The organism is Serinicoccus hydrothermalis (genome assembly GCF_001685415.1).
In the GTDB taxonomy this organism is placed as follows: domain Bacteria; phylum Actinomycetota; class Actinomycetes; order Actinomycetales; family Dermatophilaceae; genus Ornithinicoccus; species Ornithinicoccus hydrothermalis.
In genome coordinates this window covers 2,711,465-2,731,663 of record NZ_CP014989.1, presented here as the reverse complement: position 1 = coordinate 2,731,663, position 20,199 = coordinate 2,711,465, and the positions used below count along the sequence as shown (strand labels likewise).

Annotated in this window: 20 protein-coding genes; 6 read left to right on the top strand and 14 right to left on the bottom strand. The window is 72.8% G+C overall.

The window, feature by feature from the left end:
- Positions 1-63: 63 nt before the first annotated feature.
- Positions 64-1,701: an AMP-binding protein gene (locus SGUI_RS12655; RefSeq protein ID WP_066640858.1), complete on the top strand. Its 1,638-nt coding sequence runs from the start codon at positions 64-66 to the stop codon at positions 1,699-1,701.
- Positions 1,698-2,468 carry an SDR family NAD(P)-dependent oxidoreductase gene (locus tag SGUI_RS12650; protein WP_066640857.1) on the top strand — a complete coding sequence of 257 codons (771 nt, stop codon included), beginning with the start codon at positions 1,698-1,700 and terminating at the stop codon, positions 2,466-2,468. The genes SGUI_RS12655 and SGUI_RS12650 overlap by 4 nt, the downstream gene beginning before the upstream one ends.
- A gap of 60 nt (positions 2,469-2,528) precedes the next feature.
- Here SGUI_RS12650 and purU read toward each other — a convergent pair whose 3' ends face one another.
- Together purU and SGUI_RS12640 are read right to left on the bottom strand one after the other, a co-directional pair.
- Positions 2,529-3,395 (bottom strand): formyltetrahydrofolate deformylase, encoded by an 867-nt coding sequence (gene purU / locus SGUI_RS12645; protein WP_066640855.1) that lies wholly within the window; start codon positions 3,393-3,395, stop codon positions 2,529-2,531.
- Positions 3,385-4,584 carry a DUF418 domain-containing protein gene (locus SGUI_RS12640; RefSeq protein WP_066640853.1) on the bottom strand — a complete coding sequence of 400 codons (1,200 nt, stop codon included), beginning with the start codon at positions 4,582-4,584 and terminating at the stop codon, positions 3,385-3,387. Before SGUI_RS12640 ends, purU begins: the two co-directional genes overlap by 11 nt.
- Positions 4,585-4,636: 52 nt before the next feature.
- Here SGUI_RS12640 and SGUI_RS12635 point away from each other — a divergent pair, with 52 nt between their 5' ends.
- Entirely contained in the window at positions 4,637-5,191 is a 555-nt protein-coding gene (locus SGUI_RS12635; protein ID WP_191090907.1) for a TetR/AcrR family transcriptional regulator, read from the top strand.
- Positions 5,192-5,233: 42 nt separating this feature from the next.
- Here the strand turns inward: SGUI_RS12635 and SGUI_RS12630 are convergent, their stop codons facing one another.
- From SGUI_RS12630 to SGUI_RS12585, 10 genes are all read right to left on the bottom strand, one after another.
- A complete protein-coding gene (locus SGUI_RS12630) occupies positions 5,234-6,319 on the bottom strand; it encodes a P1 family peptidase (RefSeq protein ID WP_066640850.1) in 1,086 nt (361 codons plus the stop codon).
- 5 nt (positions 6,320-6,324) lie between these two features.
- On the bottom strand, positions 6,325-7,728 hold the full coding sequence (pntB, locus tag SGUI_RS12625; RefSeq protein WP_066640848.1) for a Re/Si-specific NAD(P)(+) transhydrogenase subunit beta: 1,404 nt from the start codon (positions 7,726-7,728) through the stop codon (positions 6,325-6,327).
- A complete protein-coding gene (locus SGUI_RS12620) occupies positions 7,725-9,296 on the bottom strand; it encodes a Re/Si-specific NAD(P)(+) transhydrogenase subunit alpha (protein ID WP_066640845.1) in 1,572 nt (523 codons plus the stop codon). Before SGUI_RS12620 ends, pntB begins: the two co-directional genes overlap by 4 nt.
- Before the next feature lie 167 nt (positions 9,297-9,463).
- Positions 9,464-10,312 carry an ATP-binding cassette domain-containing protein gene (locus SGUI_RS18360; protein ID WP_066640840.1) on the bottom strand — a complete coding sequence of 283 codons (849 nt, stop codon included), beginning with the start codon at positions 10,310-10,312 and terminating at the stop codon, positions 9,464-9,466.
- On the bottom strand, positions 10,305-11,339 hold the full coding sequence (locus SGUI_RS18355) for an ABC transporter ATP-binding protein (protein ID WP_066640837.1): 1,035 nt from the start codon (positions 11,337-11,339) through the stop codon (positions 10,305-10,307). Before SGUI_RS18355 ends, SGUI_RS18360 begins: the two co-directional genes overlap by 8 nt.
- Before the next feature lie 71 nt (positions 11,340-11,410).
- On the bottom strand, positions 11,411-11,761 hold the full coding sequence (locus SGUI_RS12605; protein WP_066640835.1) for a type II toxin-antitoxin system PemK/MazF family toxin: 351 nt from the start codon (positions 11,759-11,761) through the stop codon (positions 11,411-11,413).
- A complete protein-coding gene (locus tag SGUI_RS12600; RefSeq protein ID WP_066640833.1) occupies positions 11,754-12,002 on the bottom strand; it encodes a hypothetical protein in 249 nt (82 codons plus the stop codon). The genes SGUI_RS12605 and SGUI_RS12600 overlap by 8 nt, the downstream gene beginning before the upstream one ends.
- A 71-nt stretch (positions 12,003-12,073) precedes the next feature.
- A complete protein-coding gene (locus SGUI_RS12595) occupies positions 12,074-12,955 on the bottom strand; it encodes an ABC transporter permease (protein ID WP_191090906.1) in 882 nt (293 codons plus the stop codon).
- Positions 12,952-13,902, bottom strand: a complete 951-nt coding sequence (locus tag SGUI_RS12590) for an ABC transporter permease (RefSeq protein ID WP_066640831.1) — start codon at positions 13,900-13,902, stop codon at positions 12,952-12,954. The genes SGUI_RS12595 and SGUI_RS12590 overlap by 4 nt, the downstream gene beginning before the upstream one ends.
- A 69-nt stretch (positions 13,903-13,971) precedes the next feature.
- Positions 13,972-15,561: an ABC transporter substrate-binding protein gene (locus tag SGUI_RS12585; RefSeq protein WP_066640830.1), complete on the bottom strand. Its 1,590-nt coding sequence runs from the start codon at positions 15,559-15,561 to the stop codon at positions 13,972-13,974.
- A gap of 59 nt (positions 15,562-15,620) precedes the next feature.
- Between SGUI_RS12585 and SGUI_RS12580 the strand changes: the two genes are divergently transcribed.
- From SGUI_RS12580 to SGUI_RS12570, 3 genes are all read left to right on the top strand, one after another.
- Complete coding sequence (locus SGUI_RS12580; RefSeq protein WP_066640829.1) at positions 15,621-16,670, top strand: glycerate kinase; 1,050 nt, start codon at positions 15,621-15,623, stop codon at positions 16,668-16,670.
- Positions 16,671-16,929: 259 nt separating this feature from the next.
- Positions 16,930-18,831, top strand: coding sequence for an acyl-CoA dehydrogenase (locus tag SGUI_RS12575; protein ID WP_066640828.1), 1,902 nt, complete (start codon positions 16,930-16,932; stop codon positions 18,829-18,831).
- Positions 18,832-18,865: 34 nt separating this feature from the next.
- Positions 18,866-19,447: a GNAT family N-acetyltransferase gene (locus tag SGUI_RS12570; RefSeq protein ID WP_066640825.1), complete on the top strand. Its 582-nt coding sequence runs from the start codon at positions 18,866-18,868 to the stop codon at positions 19,445-19,447.
- 19 nt (positions 19,448-19,466) lie between these two features.
- Here SGUI_RS12570 and SGUI_RS12565 read toward each other — a convergent pair whose 3' ends face one another.
- Positions 19,467-19,850 carry a GtrA family protein gene (locus SGUI_RS12565; RefSeq protein ID WP_237141355.1) on the bottom strand — a complete coding sequence of 128 codons (384 nt, stop codon included), beginning with the start codon at positions 19,848-19,850 and terminating at the stop codon, positions 19,467-19,469.
- Between the two features lie 71 nt (positions 19,851-19,921).
- Entirely contained in the window at positions 19,922-20,155 is a 234-nt protein-coding gene (locus SGUI_RS12560) for a DUF6458 family protein (protein ID WP_237141354.1), read from the bottom strand.
- Positions 20,156-20,199: the final 44 nt, after the last annotated feature.

Genomic DNA, 20,199 nt, shown 5'->3' with positions numbered 1-20,199 from the left:
CGCCGCACTGTAGGGGACGGGGCGGGGCTGGTGCGGGTGCGCGACGAGGGGCAGGATGGGGTCATGTCCGAGGCACTGGCGCACGACACCGGCGTGACCGACCCCCCGTTGCTGGAGCAGACCATCGGCGAGGCGCTCGACGCCACCGCGCAGGAGCACGGCGTCCGCGAGGCGCTGGTGGAGGTGGCGACCGGCCGCCGGTGGACGTATGCCGAGCTGCGCAGCGACGTGAACCTGCTCGCCCGGGCCTTCATCGCCTCCGGGGTGCGCAGCGGTGACCGGGTCGGGGTCTGGGCGCCCAACTGCGCGGAGTGGACCCTCGTGCAGCTGGCGACCGCGAAGATCGGCGCGATCCTCGTGACCATCAACCCGGCATACCGGTCCCACGAGCTCGCCTACGTGCTGCGGCAGGCCGGGGTGAGCACCGTCGTCGTCGCCCAGGAGTTCAAGGGGTCGAGCTACCCGGACATGGTGGAGCAGGTGCGCGAGGAGTGCCCCGAGCTGGTGCAGACCCTCGTCATCGGGGGCGGGGTCTGGGAGGACTTCGTCGCCGGGGCGCACCAGGTCAGCCCGGCCCGGCTCGAGGAGCTGCAGGCGACGCTCACCCCCGACCAGCCGATCAACATCCAGTACACCTCCGGCACGACCGGCTTCCCCAAGGGCGCGACCCTGTCGCACCGCAACATCCTCAACAACGGCTACTTCGTCGGGGAGGGCTGCCGCTACACCGAGCAGGACGTCATCTGCATCCCGGTGCCCTTCTACCACTGCTTCGGCATGGTCATGGGCAACCTGGCGGCGGTAACGCACGGCGCCTCCATGGTCATCCCGGCCGCGGGCTTCGACCCCGCGGCGACGCTGCGCGCGGTGCGGGACGAGCAGTGCACCTCGCTCTACGGCGTGCCCACGATGTTCATCGCCGAGCTGCAGCTCATCGACACCGACGACGACTTCTCCGTCGACGACCTCGCCACCGTCCGGACCGGGATCATGGCCGGGTCGCTGTGCCCCGCCTCGGTCATGCGCCGGCTCATCGACGCCGGGGTCCGGGAGATGACGATCTGCTACGGCATGACCGAGACCTCGCCGGTGTCGACGCAGACCGCCACCTCGGACCCGTTCGAGAAGAAGGTCGGCACCGTCGGTCGCGTCGGCCCCCACCTCGAGGTCCGGGTCGTGGACCCGGCGACCCGGGAGGTGCTGCAGCGAGGGGAGCCCGGAGAGTTCTGCACCAAGGGCTACTCGGTGATGCTGGGCTACTGGGAGGCGCCCGAGCAGACCGACGAGGTGCTGCAGGACGGCTGGATGTCGACCGGCGACATCGGGGTCATGGACGAGGAGGGGTATGTCGAGATCACCGGCCGCATCAAGGACCTGGTGATCCGGGGCGGGGAGAACATCTACCCGCGCGAGGTCGAGGAGTTCCTCTACACCCACCCCGACGTCGTCGACGCCCAGGTCGTCGGGGTGCCGGACGAGAGGTACGGCGAGGAGCTCATGGCCTGGGTCCGGCTGCGCGAGGGGGCGGAGCCGCTCACCGCCGAGGCGGTCAAGGAGTTCTGCACCGGCTCGTTGGCGCACTACAAGATCCCGCGGCACGTCCAGGTGATCGACGAGTTCCCCATGACGGTGACCGGCAAGGTGCGCAAGGTCGAGCTGCGCGAGCGCGGCGAGCAGATCCTCAGCGAGGGATCCCCATGAGCCTCGACTACTCCCAGATGTTCCGCCTCGACGGCCGGCACGCCGTCGTCATCGGCTGCGGCGGGATCGGCGCCGAGATCGTGGCCGGGCTCGCCGCCCAGGGCGCCCGGGTGAGCTGCCTCGACAAGGACCCCGCGGTCGCGGAGGCGGCGCTGGCCCGCGCACCGGGAGGCGCGGCATACCCCGTCGACGTGCTCGACGCGGCGGACGTCGGTGCCCGGGCGGAGGAGCTCGGCGACGTGGACGTGCTCGTGCTGACCGCGGCGATGAACGTGCGCAAGCGGCTGCTCGACTACAGCGCCGAGGAGTTCGACCGCGTCGTCGGCCTCAACCTGCGCGGCACCTTCGACGCGGTGCGGGCGTTCGCGCCGCGGATGGTCGAGCGGGGACGCGGGTCGATCGTGGCCCTGACGTCGATCCGCGCCGTCACCGTCGAGCCCGGGCAGGGGGTGTATGCCGCCACGAAGGCCGGGGTGATGCAGCTGGTGCGGACGTGGGCCTCCGAGCTGGGGCCGGCCGGGGTGCGCATCAACGCGGTCGCGCCCGGGGTGGTGGCGACACCCCTGACGCAGCAGATCCGGGACGACGAGGAGTGGGACCGGGCGTATGCGCAGAAGTCGGCGCTCGGGCGCTGGGCCCGGCCCGAGGAGATGGTCGGGGCGACGTGCTGGCTCGCCTCCGACGCCGCGAGCTTCGTCACCGGCAGCCAGGTCATGGTGGACGGCGGCTGGACCGCGATCGACGGGCGCTTCACGCCGCCGGCCTGAGGCATACCCCTGTCACCGGGAGGATCGGTCCAGCCGCACCTGGCCTCGCGGCTCCCGTCGTCAGTTGAAGACGATGGTCCGGCCGCCGCGGAGCACGACCCGGTGCTCGGCGTGCCACCGGATCGCCCGGGAGAAGGCCGCCGCCTCGACCTCCTGGCCCTGCTGCGCCAGCTGGGCGGGCGTGAGCCGGTGGTCGACCCGGCGGAAGTCCTGCTCGATGATCGGGCCCTCGTCGAGGTCCGCGGTGACGTAGTGCGCCGTCGCGCCGATGACCTTGACGCCCCGGTCGTGCGCCTGGGTGTAGGGCTTGGCGCCCTTGAAGCTCGGCAGCAACGAGTGGTGGATGTTGATGATCCGCCCGGAGTAGTCGCGGCACAGGTCCGGTGAGAGCACCTGCATGTAGCGGGCCAGCGCGATGGTGTCCACGTCGTGGTCGTCGACGATCCCGCGCAGCTGCGCCTCGGCCTCCGGCTTGGTGTCGGCGGTGATCGGCACGTGGTGGAACGGGATCTCGTGCCACTCCGCCAGACTGCGGAAGTCCTCGTGGTTGGACACGATGGCGGGGATCGTCACCGGCAGCTGACCGGTGCGCGCCCGGAAGAGCAGGTCGTTGAGGCAGTGCCCCATGCGGCTCACCATGACGAGCAGCCGGTGCGGCTCGGCGCGGTCGTGCACCTGCCACTGCCCCTCCAGCTCCGCGGCCACCGGCGTCAGCGCCTCCCGCAGCTCCTCGACCCCGATGGGGTCCCCGTCCGCGTGCGCCTCGATCCGCAGGTGGTACTCCCCGCTGCTCGGGTCGGCGAACTGCTGGCTGTCGGTGAAGGACAGGTCGTGCTCCAGCAGGGTGCGCGAGACCGCATGGACGATGCCCTTGCGGTCGGGGCACGACAGGGTCAGCACGAAGTCGCGGTTCTTCTCAGGGCTCACGACGGGCAAGTCTAGGCGTCGCGCCACCGAGGTCTCCGGCCCGCTTCCAGAGCCACTCCACCGGCCCGACCGGGAAGCGACGCAGCCACAGGTGGGCGAAGACGCAGACGGCGAGCACGATGACGGCATACCCGAGCAGCGTGGCGGGGAGACGCCACGCGCCGAGCCCGGCCGCGAGCCCCAGCCCCCACCCGTAGAAGAGGGCGCCGCCGAGCAGGTTCTGCAGGAGGTAGCAGCTCAGCGCGGTGCGGCCGACCTCCTGCAGGCGCCTCGAGAGCCAGCCGTCGGTGCCCCGTCGCAGGCACAGCTCGGCGAGCAGGGCCAGCAGACCCAGGGCGACGAGCGGCGCGACGACATAGCGCTCGAGGAGGAGCCCGCCGACGCCGCCCACCGTCCCGAGCGTGAGGTCGACCGGCAGGGCGAGGGCACCGAGCACCAGCAGCCGACGCCGCAGCGCCCCGCCCTCGGGGCCGAGGACACCGGCCCGGAAGAGACGCGCGCCGAGCAGGAACATCGCGATCGTCCCGAGGAGGATGCAGACCGGCTCGGCCCGGAAGGTGACGAACTGGTCCACCCGGAACCGGACGAGCTCGACGAAGCTGCCGTCGGCATACGGGTTGGGGCCGGTCCACGAGCCCGTCGCGAGCTGGTCCTGGTAGGCGAGGGCGAGCGCCGAGACCCCCGCGACGAGCAGCACGTGGGCCGCCGCGAAACCGGCGACGAGCCACCGCTGCACCCGGTCGCTCGTGAGCAGCATCCAGGAGACGAGGGCGGCGGTCACGGCATACCCCATGAGCACGTCGAACTCGGCGATGAGCAGGTAGTTGACCGCCCCGTCGAGGAAGAGCAGCGCCGCGCGCCAGAGGTAGAGGCCCGGCCAGCGTCGACCGCGCCGCGCGGCCGCCGACTGCTGGATCGCCAGCCCCATGCCGAACATCATCGACAGCAGCGCCAGGAACTTGCCCTGGCTGAGCGCGGACAGCAGGTCCTGCGTCGTCGCCGCCCAGCCCGGCGTGTCGGCGGTCACCGGGTCGAGGAGGTAGCCGGCCAGGCCGTGGGTGTGCGTGAACAGCCAGATGTTGGTCCACAGCGTGCCGAGGATGGCGACGCCCCGGACGACGTCGAGCGCCGCGATGCGGGTGGAGCGCGCGGAGCCGGCCCCCACCTCCAATACGTTCGTATTGTCCATGCGTCAGGACGTTACCATACGGTCGTACTGTCCGCACGGAAGGAGACCGACCATGGGCGCCAGCCCCCGCATCCTGGACGCCGCGCTGGACGTCGTCGCCACCCGCGGCCTCGAGGCGACGAGCGTGCGCACCGTCGCCGCGGCGGCCGAGGTCTCGGTCGGCGCCGTGCAGCACCACTTCTCCACCAAGGCCGACCTGCTGCTCGCGGCGATGGACCGCGTCGCCGCGGGCTTCCAGGAGGAGATCCGGGGCCGCCTGGAGCGGGCGGCCGAGCCTCGTGAAGCCCTGCGGGAGGCGCTGCTCGTGCTCGCCTGCGCGCACGAGGAGGACTCGCGACCGGCCCGCGTCTGGGCGGCCTTCGCGGCCCGGGCGGCGGTCGACCCCGGGATCGGCGCCGAGTATGCCGCGAGCTGGCAGCAGCTCGAGACCTTCCTCGCCGAGCTCGTGGAGGCGGTCGGCGCCGGGGAGTCCTCCGCCCGGGAGCGGGCCGCGCTGCTCCTGGCCCTCGTGGACGGGCTGGCAATCGCCCGGGCGGCCGAGCCCGGCCGGATGCCGGCCGGCCGTGCAGGCGCTCTGGTGGACGCGGCGCTGGACGGGCTGGGGTAGCCGGCGGTCGGGGCGCGGGCGACGGCGCGTGCCGCCCGACGCTCAGCCGGCCGCGCTGGGGAAGGCGTCGCGGTAGCCGCGCCAGGTGCCGGCCGAGGTGGTGACGGTCTTGGCGGCGAGCAGCCCGCGGACCATCGCGCGGGTCACCACCTCCCCCGCGCCGTGCAGCAGGGCGTGGAGACCGGCGGCGTCCGGCTCGGGCCGCGTGGCCGTGGACAGCCCGAAGAGCGCGTCGCCGTCGAACATCGTGTGGATCGGGTTGACCGCCCGCGCCATGCCGTCGTGCCCGCTCGTCGCCAGCCGCGAGCACTGCGCGGGCGTGAGGGACGCGTCGGTGGCGACCACGCCGATCGTCGTCGCCGGCGAGCGCGGGACGCTGCTCGTCGCGTTGGCCTCCTGGGCGGCGGTCAGCGCCGCCTCCAGCTCCGCCGGGTCGGGGCGGGCGGGTCGCCGACCCTCCGACCAGCCGGGTATGCCCCGCAGGTCGTCGTCGAGCAGCTGGCGGGCGCCCCACAGCTCGCCGGTGCCGAGGTCGACCGCGGACCCGACGGCGTTGACGACGACGAGCGCCGCGACCGTCGAGCCGTCGGGCAGGGCGAGGCTCGCGGTACCGAGGCCGCCGCGCAGCCCTCCGACCTGGGTGCCGGTGCCCGCCCCGACGTTGCCCTGGGCCGGCCCGTGGCCGTGCTCGTCCGCCTCGGCGGCGGCCAGCGCCTCGCTGCCGAAGGAGGCGTCCGGGAAGGCGCCGAAGTCGCCGCCCCGCCCGAGGTCGAAGCACACCGCCGCCGGCACGATGGGGACGACCTCGCCGGGGCCGCCCATGGGGAAGCCGCGGGCACGGGCATACAGCTCGCGCATGACGCCGTCAGCCGCGGCCAGGCCGAAGGCCGACCCTCCGGACAGGACCACCGCGTGGACCCGCTCGACGAGGTTGCGGGGGTCGAGCAGGTCCGTCTCCCGGGTGCCCGGCGCCCCGCCGCGCACGTCCGCGCCGCCCACCGCGCCCTCGGGCGGGCACAGCACGACCGTGGTGCCGGTGAGGAAGCCGCCGCCGACCCGCTGGTGGTGGCCCACCGCCAGCCCGGCGACGTCAAGCAGGGAGTTGGTGGGTCCGGCGGCGGGGTGCATACGCCTCAGCCTGCCAGCGCGGTGAGGATCTCCTCCACCTTGTCCTTGGCGTCGCCGAAGATCATCTGCGTGTTGTCGCGGAAGAAGAGCGGGTTCTGCACGCCGGCGTAGCCGGTGGCCATCGAGCGCTTGAAGACCACGACGTCGGAGGCGTTCCACACCTCGAGCACCGGCATCCCCGCGATGGGGCTGCCCGGCTGCTCGATGGCCGCCGGGTTGACCGTGTCGTTGGCGCCGATGACGAGGACGACGTCGGTCGAGGCGAGGTCGTCGTTGATCTCGTCCATGCCGAGCACGATGTCGTAGGGCACGCGGGCCTCGGCCAGCAGGACGTTCATGTGACCCGGGAGCCGCCCGGCGACGGGGTGTATGCCGAAGCGGACGTCCACGCCGAGCTCGCCGAGGCGCTCGACCAGCCGGGCGACCGGGTGCTGGGCGTGCGCGACCGCCATGCCGTAGCCGGGGGTGATGACGACCGACCGGGCCCGCCGCAGCAGCTCGGCGACACCCTCCGCGCTGACCTCGCGGTGGGTCCCCTGGTCCTCGCCGTCCCCCGCCGGCCCCACCGGGTCGGCGCCGAAGCCCCCGGCGATGACCGAGACGAAGGAGCGGTTCATGGCCTTGCACATGATGTAGGACAGGATCGCGCCCGAGCTGCCGACCAGCGCCCCGGTGATGATGAGCAGGTCGTTTCCGAGCATGAAGCCCGCGGCCGCCGCCGCCCAGCCGCTGTAGGAGTTGAGCATCGAGACGACGACCGGCATGTCCCCGCCACCGATGGAGGCGACGAGGTGCGCGCCGAGCAGCAGCGCCAGGGCGGTGAGCAGGAGCAGCGGCAGCAGGCTCGAGGCCACGACGAACCACACCGACACCGCCAGGCTCGCCAGCACGACGAGCAGGTTGAGCAGGTGGCGCCGCGGCAGCATGAGCGGGGAGCTCTTCATCCGGGCCGAGAGCTTGGCCCAGGCCACGACCGACCCGGTGAAGGTGACCGCGCCGATGAAGACCCCGGCCGCGATCTCGATGCGCTGGCTGACGCCGGCGGCACCGGCATACCCCTCGCCGAGGAAGGTGTTGACGCCCACGAGCACCGCCGCGACGCCCACGAAGCTGTGCAGGATCGCGACGAGCTCGGGCATACCGGTCATCTCGACGCGACGCGCCCGCCAGGTGCCGATGACCGCTCCCAGCGACATCGCCGCCGCGATGAGCAGGAGGGTGGTGAGCGCCCCGCGCTGCGCGGTGCTCACCGCGAGCGCCACCGTCGCGACCAGCGCGAGCGTCATGCCGGTGATACCGAGCAGGTTGCCGCGGCGCGCCGACTCGTGCCGGGACAGCCCGGCGAGGGCGCCGAGGAAGAGCAGCGCGGCGACGAGGTAGGCGGCGTCGACCGCCGAGGTGAGCGTCACGACTCCGCCCTCCGGAACATCCCGAGCATCCGGTGCGTGACGGTGAAGCCGCCGAAGATGTTGATCGAGGCCACGGTGATGCCGATCAGCGCGAGCGCGGTGACCCAGGTGCTTTCGCTGCCGACCTGCAGGATCGCGCCGACGCAGATGATGCCGCTGATCGCGTTGGTCACGGACATGAGCGGCGTGTGCAGGGCGTGGGTGACGTGCGAGATGACGTAGTAGCCCGCGATCACGGCGAGCGCGAAGACGGTGAGGTGCATGCGCAGCTCGTCCGGCGCGAAGGCGGCGCCGAGGGCCGCCAGCACCGCGAGGGCGAGGAGCACCGCTCGCCGACGGCGCGGGTCCGGTGGGCGCGCCTCGGTATGCCCGTGCGCCGGGTCGACCTCGGGCGTCACCGCCGCGGCGGGCGTCGGGGCGGCGCTCACCGAGACCTGCGGCGGCGGCCAGAGGACCTCGCCGTCGTGGGCCACGGTCATCGCGCGCAGCACCTGGTCGTCCAGGTCGAGCACGAGCGGGGGGCCGCCGGCGCTGTCGTCCTCCGGCTCCCCGGAGAGCAGTCCGACGAGGTTGACCATGTTGGTGCCGTAGAGCTGGCTGGCCTGGGCCGGCATCCTCCCCGCGAGGTCGGTCCAGCCCAGCAGCACGACCCCGGAGTCGGTGACGACCCGCTCGTCGGCCCGGGTGCCCTCGACGTTGCCGCCGTTGGCCGCCGCGAGGTCGACGACGACCGACCCGGGGCGCATCGCGGCGACGGTCCCGGCGTCGATGAGGCGCGGGGCTGGGCGGCCCGGGATGAGCGCGGTGGTGATGACGATGTCCGCGGTGATGGCCTCCTGGGCGTAGAGCTCGGAGGTGGCGCGCTCGGCGTCCTCGGTGAGCTCGCCGGCATACCCGTCGCTGCGGCCGCTGCTGGTGTCGACGTCCAGCCGGACGAAGGTCGCGCCCATCGACTCGACCTGCTCGGCGACCTCCGGCCGCACGTCGAAGGCGCGCACCTGCGCCCCGAGCGACTGCGCCGCACCGATCGCGGCCAGCCCGGCGACCCCGGCGCCGACGACGAAGACGGTGGCCGGCGGCGTGGTGCCGGCCGCGGTGACCTGGCCGGCGAGCATGCCGCCGTAGTCGTGCGCCGCCTCGATGACCGCGCGGTAGCCGGAGAGATTGGCCATCGAGCTGAGCACATCGAGGCTCTGCGCGCGGGAGATGCGCGGCACGGCGTCCATGGCGAGGGCCGTCACGCCCTGGTCGGCGAGCGCCCGGAGGAGGTCGGGCGAGCGGGCGGGGGCCAGCAGCGAGGCGATCGTGATGCCGGGCGGCAGGGCCGCGACCTCGGCCGGGGTCGGCGGGTCCACGGCGGCCAGCAGGTCGACCTCGGTGAGCCCGCCCGGGTCGACGAGGGTGGCGCCCGCGTCGCGGTAGGCCACGTCGGGGTAGGACGCCCGCTCCCCCGCGCCCTTCTCGACCAGCACCGTGTGCCCCCGCTTGCGCAGCGTGGCCACCGTGCTGGGCGTGGCGGCGACGATCGCCTGGGTCTCCCGCGCCTGCCGCGGTATGCCGATCCGCACCCTTGCTCCCCTCTCGTCCTCGAGCCTCGAAGCGAGACCGACCCTAGCCCGGCATACCGACAGGGGCGCAGCCGACCCCGCCCCACCCCGGAGTGCGGTCACCTTCCTGCAACCTCCATCACGCTGTAGGGCGATGGAGGTTGCAGCTTGGTGACCGCACTCCCGGGTCAGTCGCGCGAGGCGCCGCGCGCGAGGTCCTGCGCGGTGCGGCCGTCCAGCGCCGCGTGCAGGTCGGGGATGGCGGCCAGCAACGACCGGGTGTATGCGTGCTGCGGCTCGGCGAAGAGCTGCTCGGTCTCCCCCACCTCGACGACCTGCCCGTCCTGCATCACCGCGACCCGGTCGCACACGTGGCGCACCACGGACAGGTCGTGGCTGACGAAGACGAGCGTGAGGTCCAGCCCGTCGACCACCTCGTCGACGAGGTTGAGCACCTGGGCGCGGACCGACACGTCCAGTGCCGACACCGGCTCGTCGGCGACGAGGATGTCCGGGTCCGGCGCGAGCGCGCGGGCGACGGAGATCCGCTGCCGCTGCCCGCCGGAGAACTGGTGCGGGTAGCGGTCCGCCGCCTCCGGGTCGAGCCCGACCCGCTCCAGCAGCTCGCGCACCCGCTGCCCGCGGTCGCCGCCGATGCCCTGCGCCACCAGCGGCTCGGCGACGATGTCGCGCACCCGCATCCGGGGGTCGAGGCTGCTCATGGGGTCCTGGAAGACCAGCTGCAGCTTCTCCCGCAGCCACCCGAGGCGCCGGGCCGGCTGGTCGCCGACCGGGCGCCCCTCGACCAGCACCTCTCCCGACGTCGGCCGGTCCAGCCCGCAGATCAGCCGCAGCAGCGTCGACTTGCCCGACCCGGACTCGCCGACGATCCCGAAGCGCTCGCCCTGCCCGATGGTCAGGGTGACGTCGCGCACCGCGCGGACGACCGGGGGCGCCTCGCGCAGCGACGTGCGCGGGCGGCGGAAGTCACGGCACACCCCGCGGAGCTCGACGGCGGGGGTCTCGGAGTCAACCACGGCTCCCCTCCTTCTCGGCGGTGCTCTCGCCCGCGGGGTGGTGGCAGGCGAAGCCGTATGCCCGGTCCCCGGCCGCGTGCTCGCCGCGCGGCGTCCACGGCGGCAGCGCCTCGCACAGGTCGGTCGCGTGGTCGCAGCGGCTGCGGAAGACGCAGCCGTCGGGGAAGCGCCCTGCCGCCGGCACGGTGCCGGGGATCGTCGGCAGCGTGGCCCGCGCCCGACGCCCTTCCGCGCCCGCCAGGTCGGAGGCCCCGATGAGCCCCTGCGTGTAGCGGTGCCGCGGGTCGCCGAAGACCTCGCCGACCGGCCCGGCCTCGACGATGCGCCCGCCGTACATGACGAGCACCCGCTCGCACACCGTCGCGACGACGGCGAGGTCGTGGGTGATGAAGAGCATCGCGGCGTCCCGCTCCTCGACCCCGCGGACCACGAGGTCGAGCACCGTCGCCTGCACCGTGACATCGAGCGCCGTCGTCGGCTCGTCGCAGATGAGCAGGGCCGGGTCGTTGGCCAGGGCGATCGCGAGCACGACCCGCTGCCGCTGGCCGCCGGAGAGCTCGTGCGGGTAGGACCGGGCCAGGTGCGCCGGGTCCGGCAGCCCCACCTGGTCGAGCAGCTCGACCACGCGCTCGCGGGCCGCGCCCTTGCCACGGGTGCCGTGGATCCGCATGACCTCGGCCACCTGCGCCCCCACCCGCATCGTCGGGTTGAGCGCCGTCATCGGCTCCTGGAAGACCATCGACATCGCGTCGCCGCGCAGCCCGGCCATCTCCCGCTCACCGATGTCGAGCAGGTTGCGGGTCGCCGGCGTGCGCCCGGACAGCCGCACGTCGCCGCTGGCGCGCAGCCCCTCCCCGAGCAGGCCCATGACCGCGAGCGCGGTGAGCGACTTGCCGGACCCCGACTCCCCGATGAGCCCGACCCGCTCGCCCCGCTCGATGGAGAAGGAGACGTCGTGCAGCAGCGGGGTATGCCGCGTCCCCACGTCGAGCCCGTCCACGGCCAGCACGGTGCGGTCGCCGGGCATACCCCCTTTTCGACCTCTCGAATCGTCGCCATGGCGACGTTTCCCACGGTCGAACTCCGGTGCAGGGGCGCTCATCGGACCGCCAGCTCCAGGAAATCGGCGAGCCAGGCCCGGATCGCGACGAGGGCCTCCGCCTCCACCGGTCCGACCACCCCGTCGAGACGGTGGCGCGACAGCGTCCGTGGCTGTTCGGTCATCGCCCACCCGGACACCCCAGCAGCCGAGACCGCGACATGGTTGTCCCAGCCGCGGTCGACGCCCGTGACTGGCACGACCACCACCAGGCTGTCCACGACGTCGAGGTAGTCGCTCCCGCTCACGACGACGACGGGCCGCCGTCCTCCCTGCTCCCGACCGACGGCGGGATCGAGCCAGGCCCAGCACACCTGGCCCGGCGCGAGCACCGCTCCGGGATCAGTCATGCCTCGCCGCGTCACCGAGCTCGGCACGCTCCCACGCGGACGTCTCCTGCTCCCAGGACGCACGGTCCGCGGGACGGGTGGCGGCGATCTGCGACTTGAGCCGTCGGAAGCGCTCCTCCCGCTCGCCCCGGGCAGCCAGGTCCGCGAGGTACTGGCCCAGCGTTATGCCCGCCTCGCCGGCCTGGGCCTTGAGCCGGTCCCGCACCTGAGCCGGCACCTTGATGGTGGTCAGCATCGTCATACCAGCAGTATGACGACGCGTCACTCCCGCGCGCAACGAGGTCCGAGCGCGCGGCAGCTGCCCTGGGACGCTCACCGGCCCTCCAGCTTCGGGTCCAGCCAGTCCCGCAGCCCGTCGCCAAAGAGGTTGAAGCCGAGCACCGACAGCGCGATCGCCGCGCCCGGGATGAGCGCCAGGTGCGGCGCCGTGCGCAACGTCGTCTGCGCCTCGTAGAGCATCCGCCCCCAGCTCGCCTGGCCGGTCGGCGTGCCCAGGCCGAGGTAGGCCAGCGCCGCCTCGGCGAGGATCGCGATGGCGAAGGACACCGACGCCTGCACGATGACGAGCCCCGCCACGTTGGGTATGACGTGGCGCACCGCGATCCCCAGCGGCGAGCGACCCGCGGCCCGGGCGGCGACGACGTACTCGGTCTTCATCACCCCGAGCGCGCCGGAGCGGGTGATGCGGGCGAAGGCCGGGATCGTCGCGATGCCGATGGCGATCATCGCCACCCGCGTCGAACCGCCGTAGAGCGCGGCGAACATGATCGCCAGCAGCAGCGCGGGAAAGGCCAGCAGCACGTCGTTGGAGCGCATCACGAGCTGGCCGAGCCAGCCGGGCGACATGGCCGCGAGGATCCCGAGCGGCACCCCGACGAGCGCCGCGACGCCGACGGCGACGAAACCGACATACAGGGTCGTGCGTGCCCCGACGAGGATCTGGGTGAAGACGTCGCGGCGGTAGCGGTCGGTGCCGAGCCAGTGCTCGGCGTTGGGCGTCTGGTAGGCCTCGACCGGGAGGACCCGCATCGGCGCGTACGGCGTCCAGACGTAGGAGACGAGCGCGAGCACGACGACCACGGCGACGAGACCCCCGCCGAGGAGCAGCGAGGGGTTGAGCCGGCGCCCGCCCGAGCCGCCGGCAGGGGCCTGCCCCTCGAGCCCCTGCGCGGCCGCGCCCTGGATCTCGCTCATCGCGACCCCGTCCGCAGCCGTGGGTCGATGACGAGGTAGAGCGCGTCGACGAGGAAGTTGATGAGCAGCGTGGCCACCACGAGGACCATGACGACGGTCTGCACGGTCAGGAGCTCGCGGTCGGCGACCGAGTCCAGCAGCAGCGACCCCAGGCCCGGGATGACGAAGACCTGCTCGATGACGACCGCGCCGATGAGCAGGGTCGCGAGCTGCAGGCCGAGCACGGTGACCACCGGCACCGCGGCGTTGCGCAGCCCGTGTCGCCACAGCGCCTGCACCGGGCGCAGCCCCTTGGCCCGGGCGGTGCGCAGGTAGTCCTCCCGCAGCACGTCGAGGACGGCGGAGCGGACATACCGTGCGAGCACCGCGGCCTGCACCATGGCGAGGGAGATGGCCGGCAGCGCGAGGGCGCGCAGGAAGCCGAGCGGGTCCTGCGCCGGCACGACCCAGCCGCCGCTGGGCACCCAGCGCAGCCGGACGGCGAAGACCGAGATGAGCACGATGCCGGCGAGGAAGGCGGGGATCGCGACCCCTACCTGGGACAGCGCCGACATCACCAGGCCGTCGACGTGCCGGTGCCGCACCGCCATCCAGATACCGACGGGCACGGCGACGACCACGGCGAGGAGCATCGAGGTGACGACGAGGATGAGGGTGACCTGCAGCCGGTCGGCGATCTGCGGGCCGATGGCGGCCTTGGAGATGAACTCGATGCCCGGGTCGAGGGTGACCAGGCCGCGCATCCAGTCGAGGTACTGCACCACCACCGGCCGGTCCAGCCCGAACTGCTCACGCAGCCGCGCGACCGCCTCGTCCGAGGCGTTGATGCCCAGCGCGACACGGGCCGGGTCGCCCGGCAGGACCCGCATGAAGGCGAAGACCAGCACCGACGCCGCAAGCACGCTGAGCACGAAGACCATCGCGCGGTGCAGCAGACGCAGGAGCATGGCTCAGCACCCTAGAGGGTGGCCGGCCCGCGGACGTGCCGACAGGCATACCCGGACCTGGGTGCGCCGTCAGCCGCGGGCGAGGTCGCCGAGGTCGAAGGACTCCTTGATCGCGTTGGTCGGCAGCCCGGTGATGTCCGGGTCGGCGACCATGAGGTTGGGCAGCAGGAAGAGGAAGTCCGCGGCGGCGTCCTCGCTGATGACGGCTGCGGCCTCCTGCAGCTTGGCGACCTGCTCCTCCTCGGTGCCGGTGTCGGCCTCCTCGAAGAGCGTCTGGATCTCCTCGGTGCCGTAGGTCGTGTAGTAGTCCGGGCTCCCGAAGACGTTGGCCATGTCGCGCGGCTCGACGTGCGCCACTATCGACATGTCGAAGTCCTTGTTGGTGAAGACCGTCTCCAGCCAGGCCGCGGGGAACTCCAGCTCGTCGATCGTCACCTGCAGCCCGGCGTCCTCGAGCATGGACTCGACGACGGTGCCGCAGGAGACGGCATACGGCAGGGAGGGTATGCGCAGGCGCAGCTCGGTGCCCTCGGCGCCGGCCTCGGAGATGAGCCGCTGCGCCTCCTCCGGGTCGAAGGGGTAGTCGCCGGTGCGGTCCTCGTACCAGGGGTCGGTGGGCGGGACCATCGAGCCGATGAGCTCGCCGCGGCCGGCCCAGCAGGTGTCCATGAGGCTCTGGTGGTCGATGGCGTAGCGGACGGCCTCGCGCAGGTCCGGGTCGGCCAGCGGGTTGCCCTCCTGCTGGTTCATCGACAGCACGACCTCGCCGTTGGTCGTGCCCTCGACGATCTGGAAGTCGCCGCCCTCGAACTCGGCCAGCGACTCCGGCGCCTGCACGGTGGACACGACGTCGATGGCGTCGGTGAGCATCGCGTTGTTGAGCGCGTTGGCGTCGTCGAAGTAGCGCATCTCCACGGTCTGGAAGTAGGGCGCGTCGCCGTGGTAGTCGGGGTTGCGCTCGAGGGTGATCTGCGAGCCGCGGTCCCAGTTCTCGAAGGTGTAGGGGCCGGTGCCGATCGCCTGCTCGGCGAGGTTGTCGACCGCCTCGGTGTCGAACATCGCGCCGACCCGGGTGGTGAGGGCATACAGGAAGGAGTTGGAGGGGCGCGAGAGCGTGACCTCCAGCGTCGTGTCGTCGACCGCCTCGACCGACTCGACGACGTCGAGCTGCGACTTCAGGCTGATCGTCCAGGCGTCGGAGGAGACCCGGTCGAGGGAGAAGGCGGCGTCCTCGGCGGTGAACTCGCTGCCGTCGGAGAAGGTGACGCCGTCCTCGAGCGTGAAGGTGTAGGTCGTCCGGTCCTCGCTCACCTCCCACTCGGTGGCGAGCGCGGGCACGATCTCGCCGGTCTCGACGTCGACGGTCACGAGCGTCTCGTAGACGTTGTCCAGGAGCAGCTGCGGGATCGCCGCGCCGTCGGTGGTCGTGAAGTCCAGGCTGGCGGGTTCGGCGACCAGGCCGACGCGCACCGTCTCGTCCGAGCCGCCGGGCTCGGGGGCGGCCGCGGTGTCCTCGCCGCCGTCCTCCGCACCGGCGGAGTCGCCCGGCTCCTGCGAGCCGTCGTCCGTGCTGGTGCCGGCCCCGGCGTTGCAGCCCGCGAGCAGCGCGGTCGCGGCGAGGGCCGCGAGGAGCGGGCGAGTCTTCCTTGACGTCGTCATGCCGTCATCATCGTGCATGCGTGCGCGACCGCGCCAATCCTTGCCCTAGGGTCAGGTCTGTGAGCACCGCCGCCGACACCCCCGCCCGCCCGCTCGTGCTGATCGCGCCGGACAAGTTCCGCGGGTCCCTGACCGCGCCCGAGGTGGTCGAGGCGGCGCGCGCCGGGGCGGAGGGCGCGGGCTGGGACGTCATCGGTATGCCCATGGCCGACGGCGGTGAGGGGATGCTCGACGCCTTCGGCGGCGCCAACCGGACGAGCACCGTGACCGGGCCGCTCGGGACGCCGGTCGAGGCGCAGTGGCGGCTCGGGGACGACGGCGTGGCCGTCATCGAGTCGGCCTCCGCGAGCGGGCTGGTGCTGGCCGGGGGCAAGGAGGGCAACGACCCGGTCGGCGCGACCAGCGCCGGCACCGGGGAGCTCATCGCGCAGGCCGTGCGGGACGGGGCCACGCGGGTGGTCGTCGGGCTCGGGGGCTCGGCGATGAGCGACGGCGGGCTGGGCGCGGTGGAGGCCGCGCGTGCCGGGCTCGACGGGCGGACCCCTGCGGAGCGCGGTGTCGAGCTGCTTGCCGCGTGCGACGTGCAGACCGCCTTCGTCGAGGCGGCGCAGGTCTTCGGCCCGCAGAAGGGGGCCAGCGGCGACCAGGTCGTCGAGCTCACCGGGCGGCTCTTCGAGCTGCAGGGCATTTACCTCGAGGAGTTCGGCGTCGACGTCTCGGCCACCGCCGGGGCGGGCGCGGCCGGCGGGCTCGGGGGTGGCGTGCTCGTGCTCGGCGGGTCTCTGGTGCCCGGGCTGCGGCTCGTCGCCGAGCAGGTCGGGCTGGCCGAGGCGATCTCCCGTGCCGACGCCGTCGTCACCGGCGAGGGCGCCCTGGACGCCGAGTCGTTCAACGGCAAGGTCGTCGGCGGTGTCGTCGACGAGGCCGAGCCGGACGGCATACCCGTCGTCGTCGTCGCCGGCGTCGTGCGCGAGGACGCCCCCGCGGCGCGGCTCACCGGGCTGCGCGTCGTCGACCTCTCGGCGACCTACGGCGCCAGCGCGTCGTGGAACGACACCGCCACCTGCATCGAGCGCGCCGTCGCCGAGCAGCTCTCCACCCTCTCCTGACCGACCGCACGGTTTGCGCGCACCGGCCGCACGGTTTGCGCGCACCGACCGCACGGTTTGCAGTCCAGGATGCAAAGTGCGCGGTCGGTCGACGCAAAGTGCGCGGCCAGTCGAGCCAAAGTGCGCGGCCGGTCCGAGCAAAGTGCGCGGCCGGTCGGGGAGGGGACGGCGGAAGGGTCGGGGTGGGGGGTTCGAGGGCGGTATAGACTGGCGGCAGTTACAGCGTACTGCTAGTACCGCATACTTGAGGAGAGCCAGCGTGGGCCACTACCGCAGCAACGTCCGGGACGCGGAGTTCGTCCTGCTCGACGTCCTGGGCCGCCAGGAGGTCCTGGGAAAGGCCCCCTACGAGGAGGTCGACGTCGAGACCGCGCGGGAGGCGCTGCACGCGGTCGCCGAGCTCGCCGAAGGCCCGCTCGCCGAGTCCTACACCGAGTCCGACCGCACCCCGCCCGTGCTCGACCGGGCCGCTGGCACGGTGAGCATGCCGGAGAGCTTCGTCCGCAGCTACCAGACCTGGGTCGACAACGAGTGGTGGCGCCTGGAGATCGAGGAGGGCCTGGGCGGCACCCCCGCTCCCCCGAGCCTCACCTGGGCCCTGTCCGAGCTCGTCCTCGGTGCCAACCCGGCGGTGAAGATGTTCGCCGCCGGCTACACCTTCTCCAACGTCCTCTTCCGCCTCGGCACCCCCGAGCAGCAGCAGCTCGCCCAGCTCATGGTCGACCACGCCTGGGGCGCGACGATGATGCTCACCGAGCCCGACGCCGGCAGCGACGTCGGCGCGGGCCGCACCAAGGCGGTCAAGGCGGGCGACGGCAGCTGGCACCTCACCGGCACCAAGCGCTTCATCACCAGCGGCATCGCCCCGTTCTACGACAACGTCGTCCACTTCGTCCTCGCCCGCCCCGAGGGCGCCGGCCCGGGCACCAAGGGCCTGTCCCTCTTCATCGTCCCCCAGCGCCACGTCACCGACCTCGAGACCGGCGAGCTCGGCGAGGAGAACGGCGTCGAGATCACCGCGATCGAGCACAAGATGGGCCTCAAGGTGTCCACCACGTGCGAGGTCGCGCTCGGCGAGGACGACGCGCGCCCCGCCGTCGGCTGGCTGCTGGGCGAGGTCCACGACGGCATCGCGCAGATGTTCCGGGTCATCGAGTATGCCCGGATGCTCGTCGGCACCAAGGCGATCGCCGCCCTCTCGGCCGGCTACCAGGCGGCGCTCGGTTACGCCAAGGACCGGGTCCAGGGCGCCGACCTCACCCAGATGGCGGACAAGAACGCACCCCGGGTGACGATCACCGCGCACCCCGACGTGCGCCGATCGCTCCTCCTCCAGAAGGCGTATGCCGAGGGCCTGCGGGCGCTCATGCTCTACACCGCGAGCGTCCAGGACCAGGTGCACGCCGCGCAGGACCGGGGCATCGACCCCGACACCGGCGACGGCCCCGACGTCGCCCTGGCCGCCAAGGTCAACGACCTGCTGCTGCCGCTGGTCAAGGGCTGCGGCAGCGAGCGCGCCTTCACGCTGCTCGGCACCGAGTCGCTGCAGACCCTGGGCGGCTCGGGCTTCCTGCAGGACTACCCCATCGAGCAGTACGTCCGCGACGCCAAGATCGACAGCCTCTACGAGGGCACCACCGCGATCCAGGGCCAGGACTTCTTCTTCCGCAAGATCCTGCGCGACCGCGGGCAGGCGCTGGGCCACGTCGCCGCGCAGGTGCAGCAGACCGCGTCCGGGCAGGTGGACGACGGGCTCGACGACGTCCGCGGTGCGGTGCTGCGAGGCCTCGGCGAGATCAACGGCATGGTGGAGTTCCTCACCGCCAAGGCGGTCGAGAGCCAGACCCGCCCAGAGGCGGTGTATGCCGTCGGCCTGTCCACCACCAGGTTCCTGCTCGCGACCGGTGACCTGCTCATCGGGTGGCTGCTGCTGCGCGAGGCGGAGGTGGCCAAGCGGCTGCTCGACTCCGGGGAGCGCGGGGTCAGCGGGGTGAGCGCCGCCGACGACGACGGCCGTGCCTACCTGCAGGGCAAGGTCGCGGCCGCCCGCTTCTTCGCCACCGAGGTGCTGCCGCGCCTGGGCGCCGACCGACGCACGATCACCGCGGCGGACGACGGTCAGGTGGCGTCCGTGATGGACCTCCCGGAGGCCGCGTTCTGAGACGACCGCCCCCGCCCGGTGCTTCACTGGGGCGATGGAGGTCGAGACGCACCCGGTGACGCCGGACCGGTTCGAGGACTTCGCCGACGTCACCAACCCCCACCGTCGCGCGACCCACTGCTGGTGCGTCCCGCACCGGCTGCGCACCGCCGACGTCCGCGAGCTGGGCGGCGACGGCGAGGACGCCCGGGAGCGGGTGATGCGCGCCCTGTGCGAGCGCGACCTGCCGCCGGGCGTCGTCACCTATGCCGACGGCATACCCGTGGGGTGGTGCAACATCGGCCCGCGTGCCGACATCCCCGCGCTCGTGCACTCCCGCAAGATCCGCCCGCTCGACGACGTCGACGTGTGGAGCATCGTCTGCGTGGTCGTCCGCGGCGGGCACCGCAGGCAGGGGCACACCGCGCGCCTCCTCGAGGGTGCCGTGGGGTATGCCGCGTCCCACGGCGCGCCCGCGGTCGAGGCCTACCCGGTGGACCCGCCCGGGCGGATGGACACGACGATGGCCTTCGTCGGCACCCGGGCGATGTTCGAGCAGGTGGGCTTCGAGGTCGTCGGCGAGACCGACGCGGTCGCGAGCAAGCTGCCCCGGCTCGTCATGCGCCGGACGCTCTGAGCCGGCAGAGGGCAGTGACTCAGGCGTAGCGCTTCAGCCGGAAGACGAAGCTGCGCATCATGAGGTACATGAAGACCGCTTCGCAGGCCCCGGCGATCAGCCGCGCCGCGAGGAAGTGCACGCCCAGCCACTCCAGGGTCGTGGACAGCGCGAGGATGAAGAGCAGGTAGTTGGCGAGGACGGTGACGACGTAGCGCCCCGTCTGCCGGCCGACCGGTCCGTGGCTCTGGAAGTTGAGCCAGCGGTTGAGCACGAAGGCCAGCCCGAAGGCGACGACGTAGCCGGTGGTCACCGCGAGCGGGTAGGGCCAGCGCAGGACGTCGAAGAGGACGGCGAGCAGGGTCAGGTCGAGGGCATACGTGAAGCTGCTGATGGCGGCGAAGCCGATGGCCGTCTCCGGCACGATCCGCCGGACCGGCCGCGGGAGCCAGGCATAGACCTGCGCCCGGGCCCGGGCGAAGCGGTCGGCGGCGCTCAGTAGCCGTCGCGATCGCGGTAGCGGGTCTCCCCACGGCTGTCGCGCTCGATGATCTCGCGGTGCGTGGTGTTGTTGCGCTGGGTGTTCATCACCAGGCCGAGGAGGATCGACAGGACCCCCGCCGCCATGAGGATGTAGCCGACGGTCGGGAGGTCGATGACGCTGGTCTGGTCGCCCACCGCCCACGTGAGGATGGCTCCCGCGGCGAGCAGGAAGATTCCGAAGCCCATACCCATGGGTGATCCTTTCGACGTACTTGGGGCCACCCTAACGG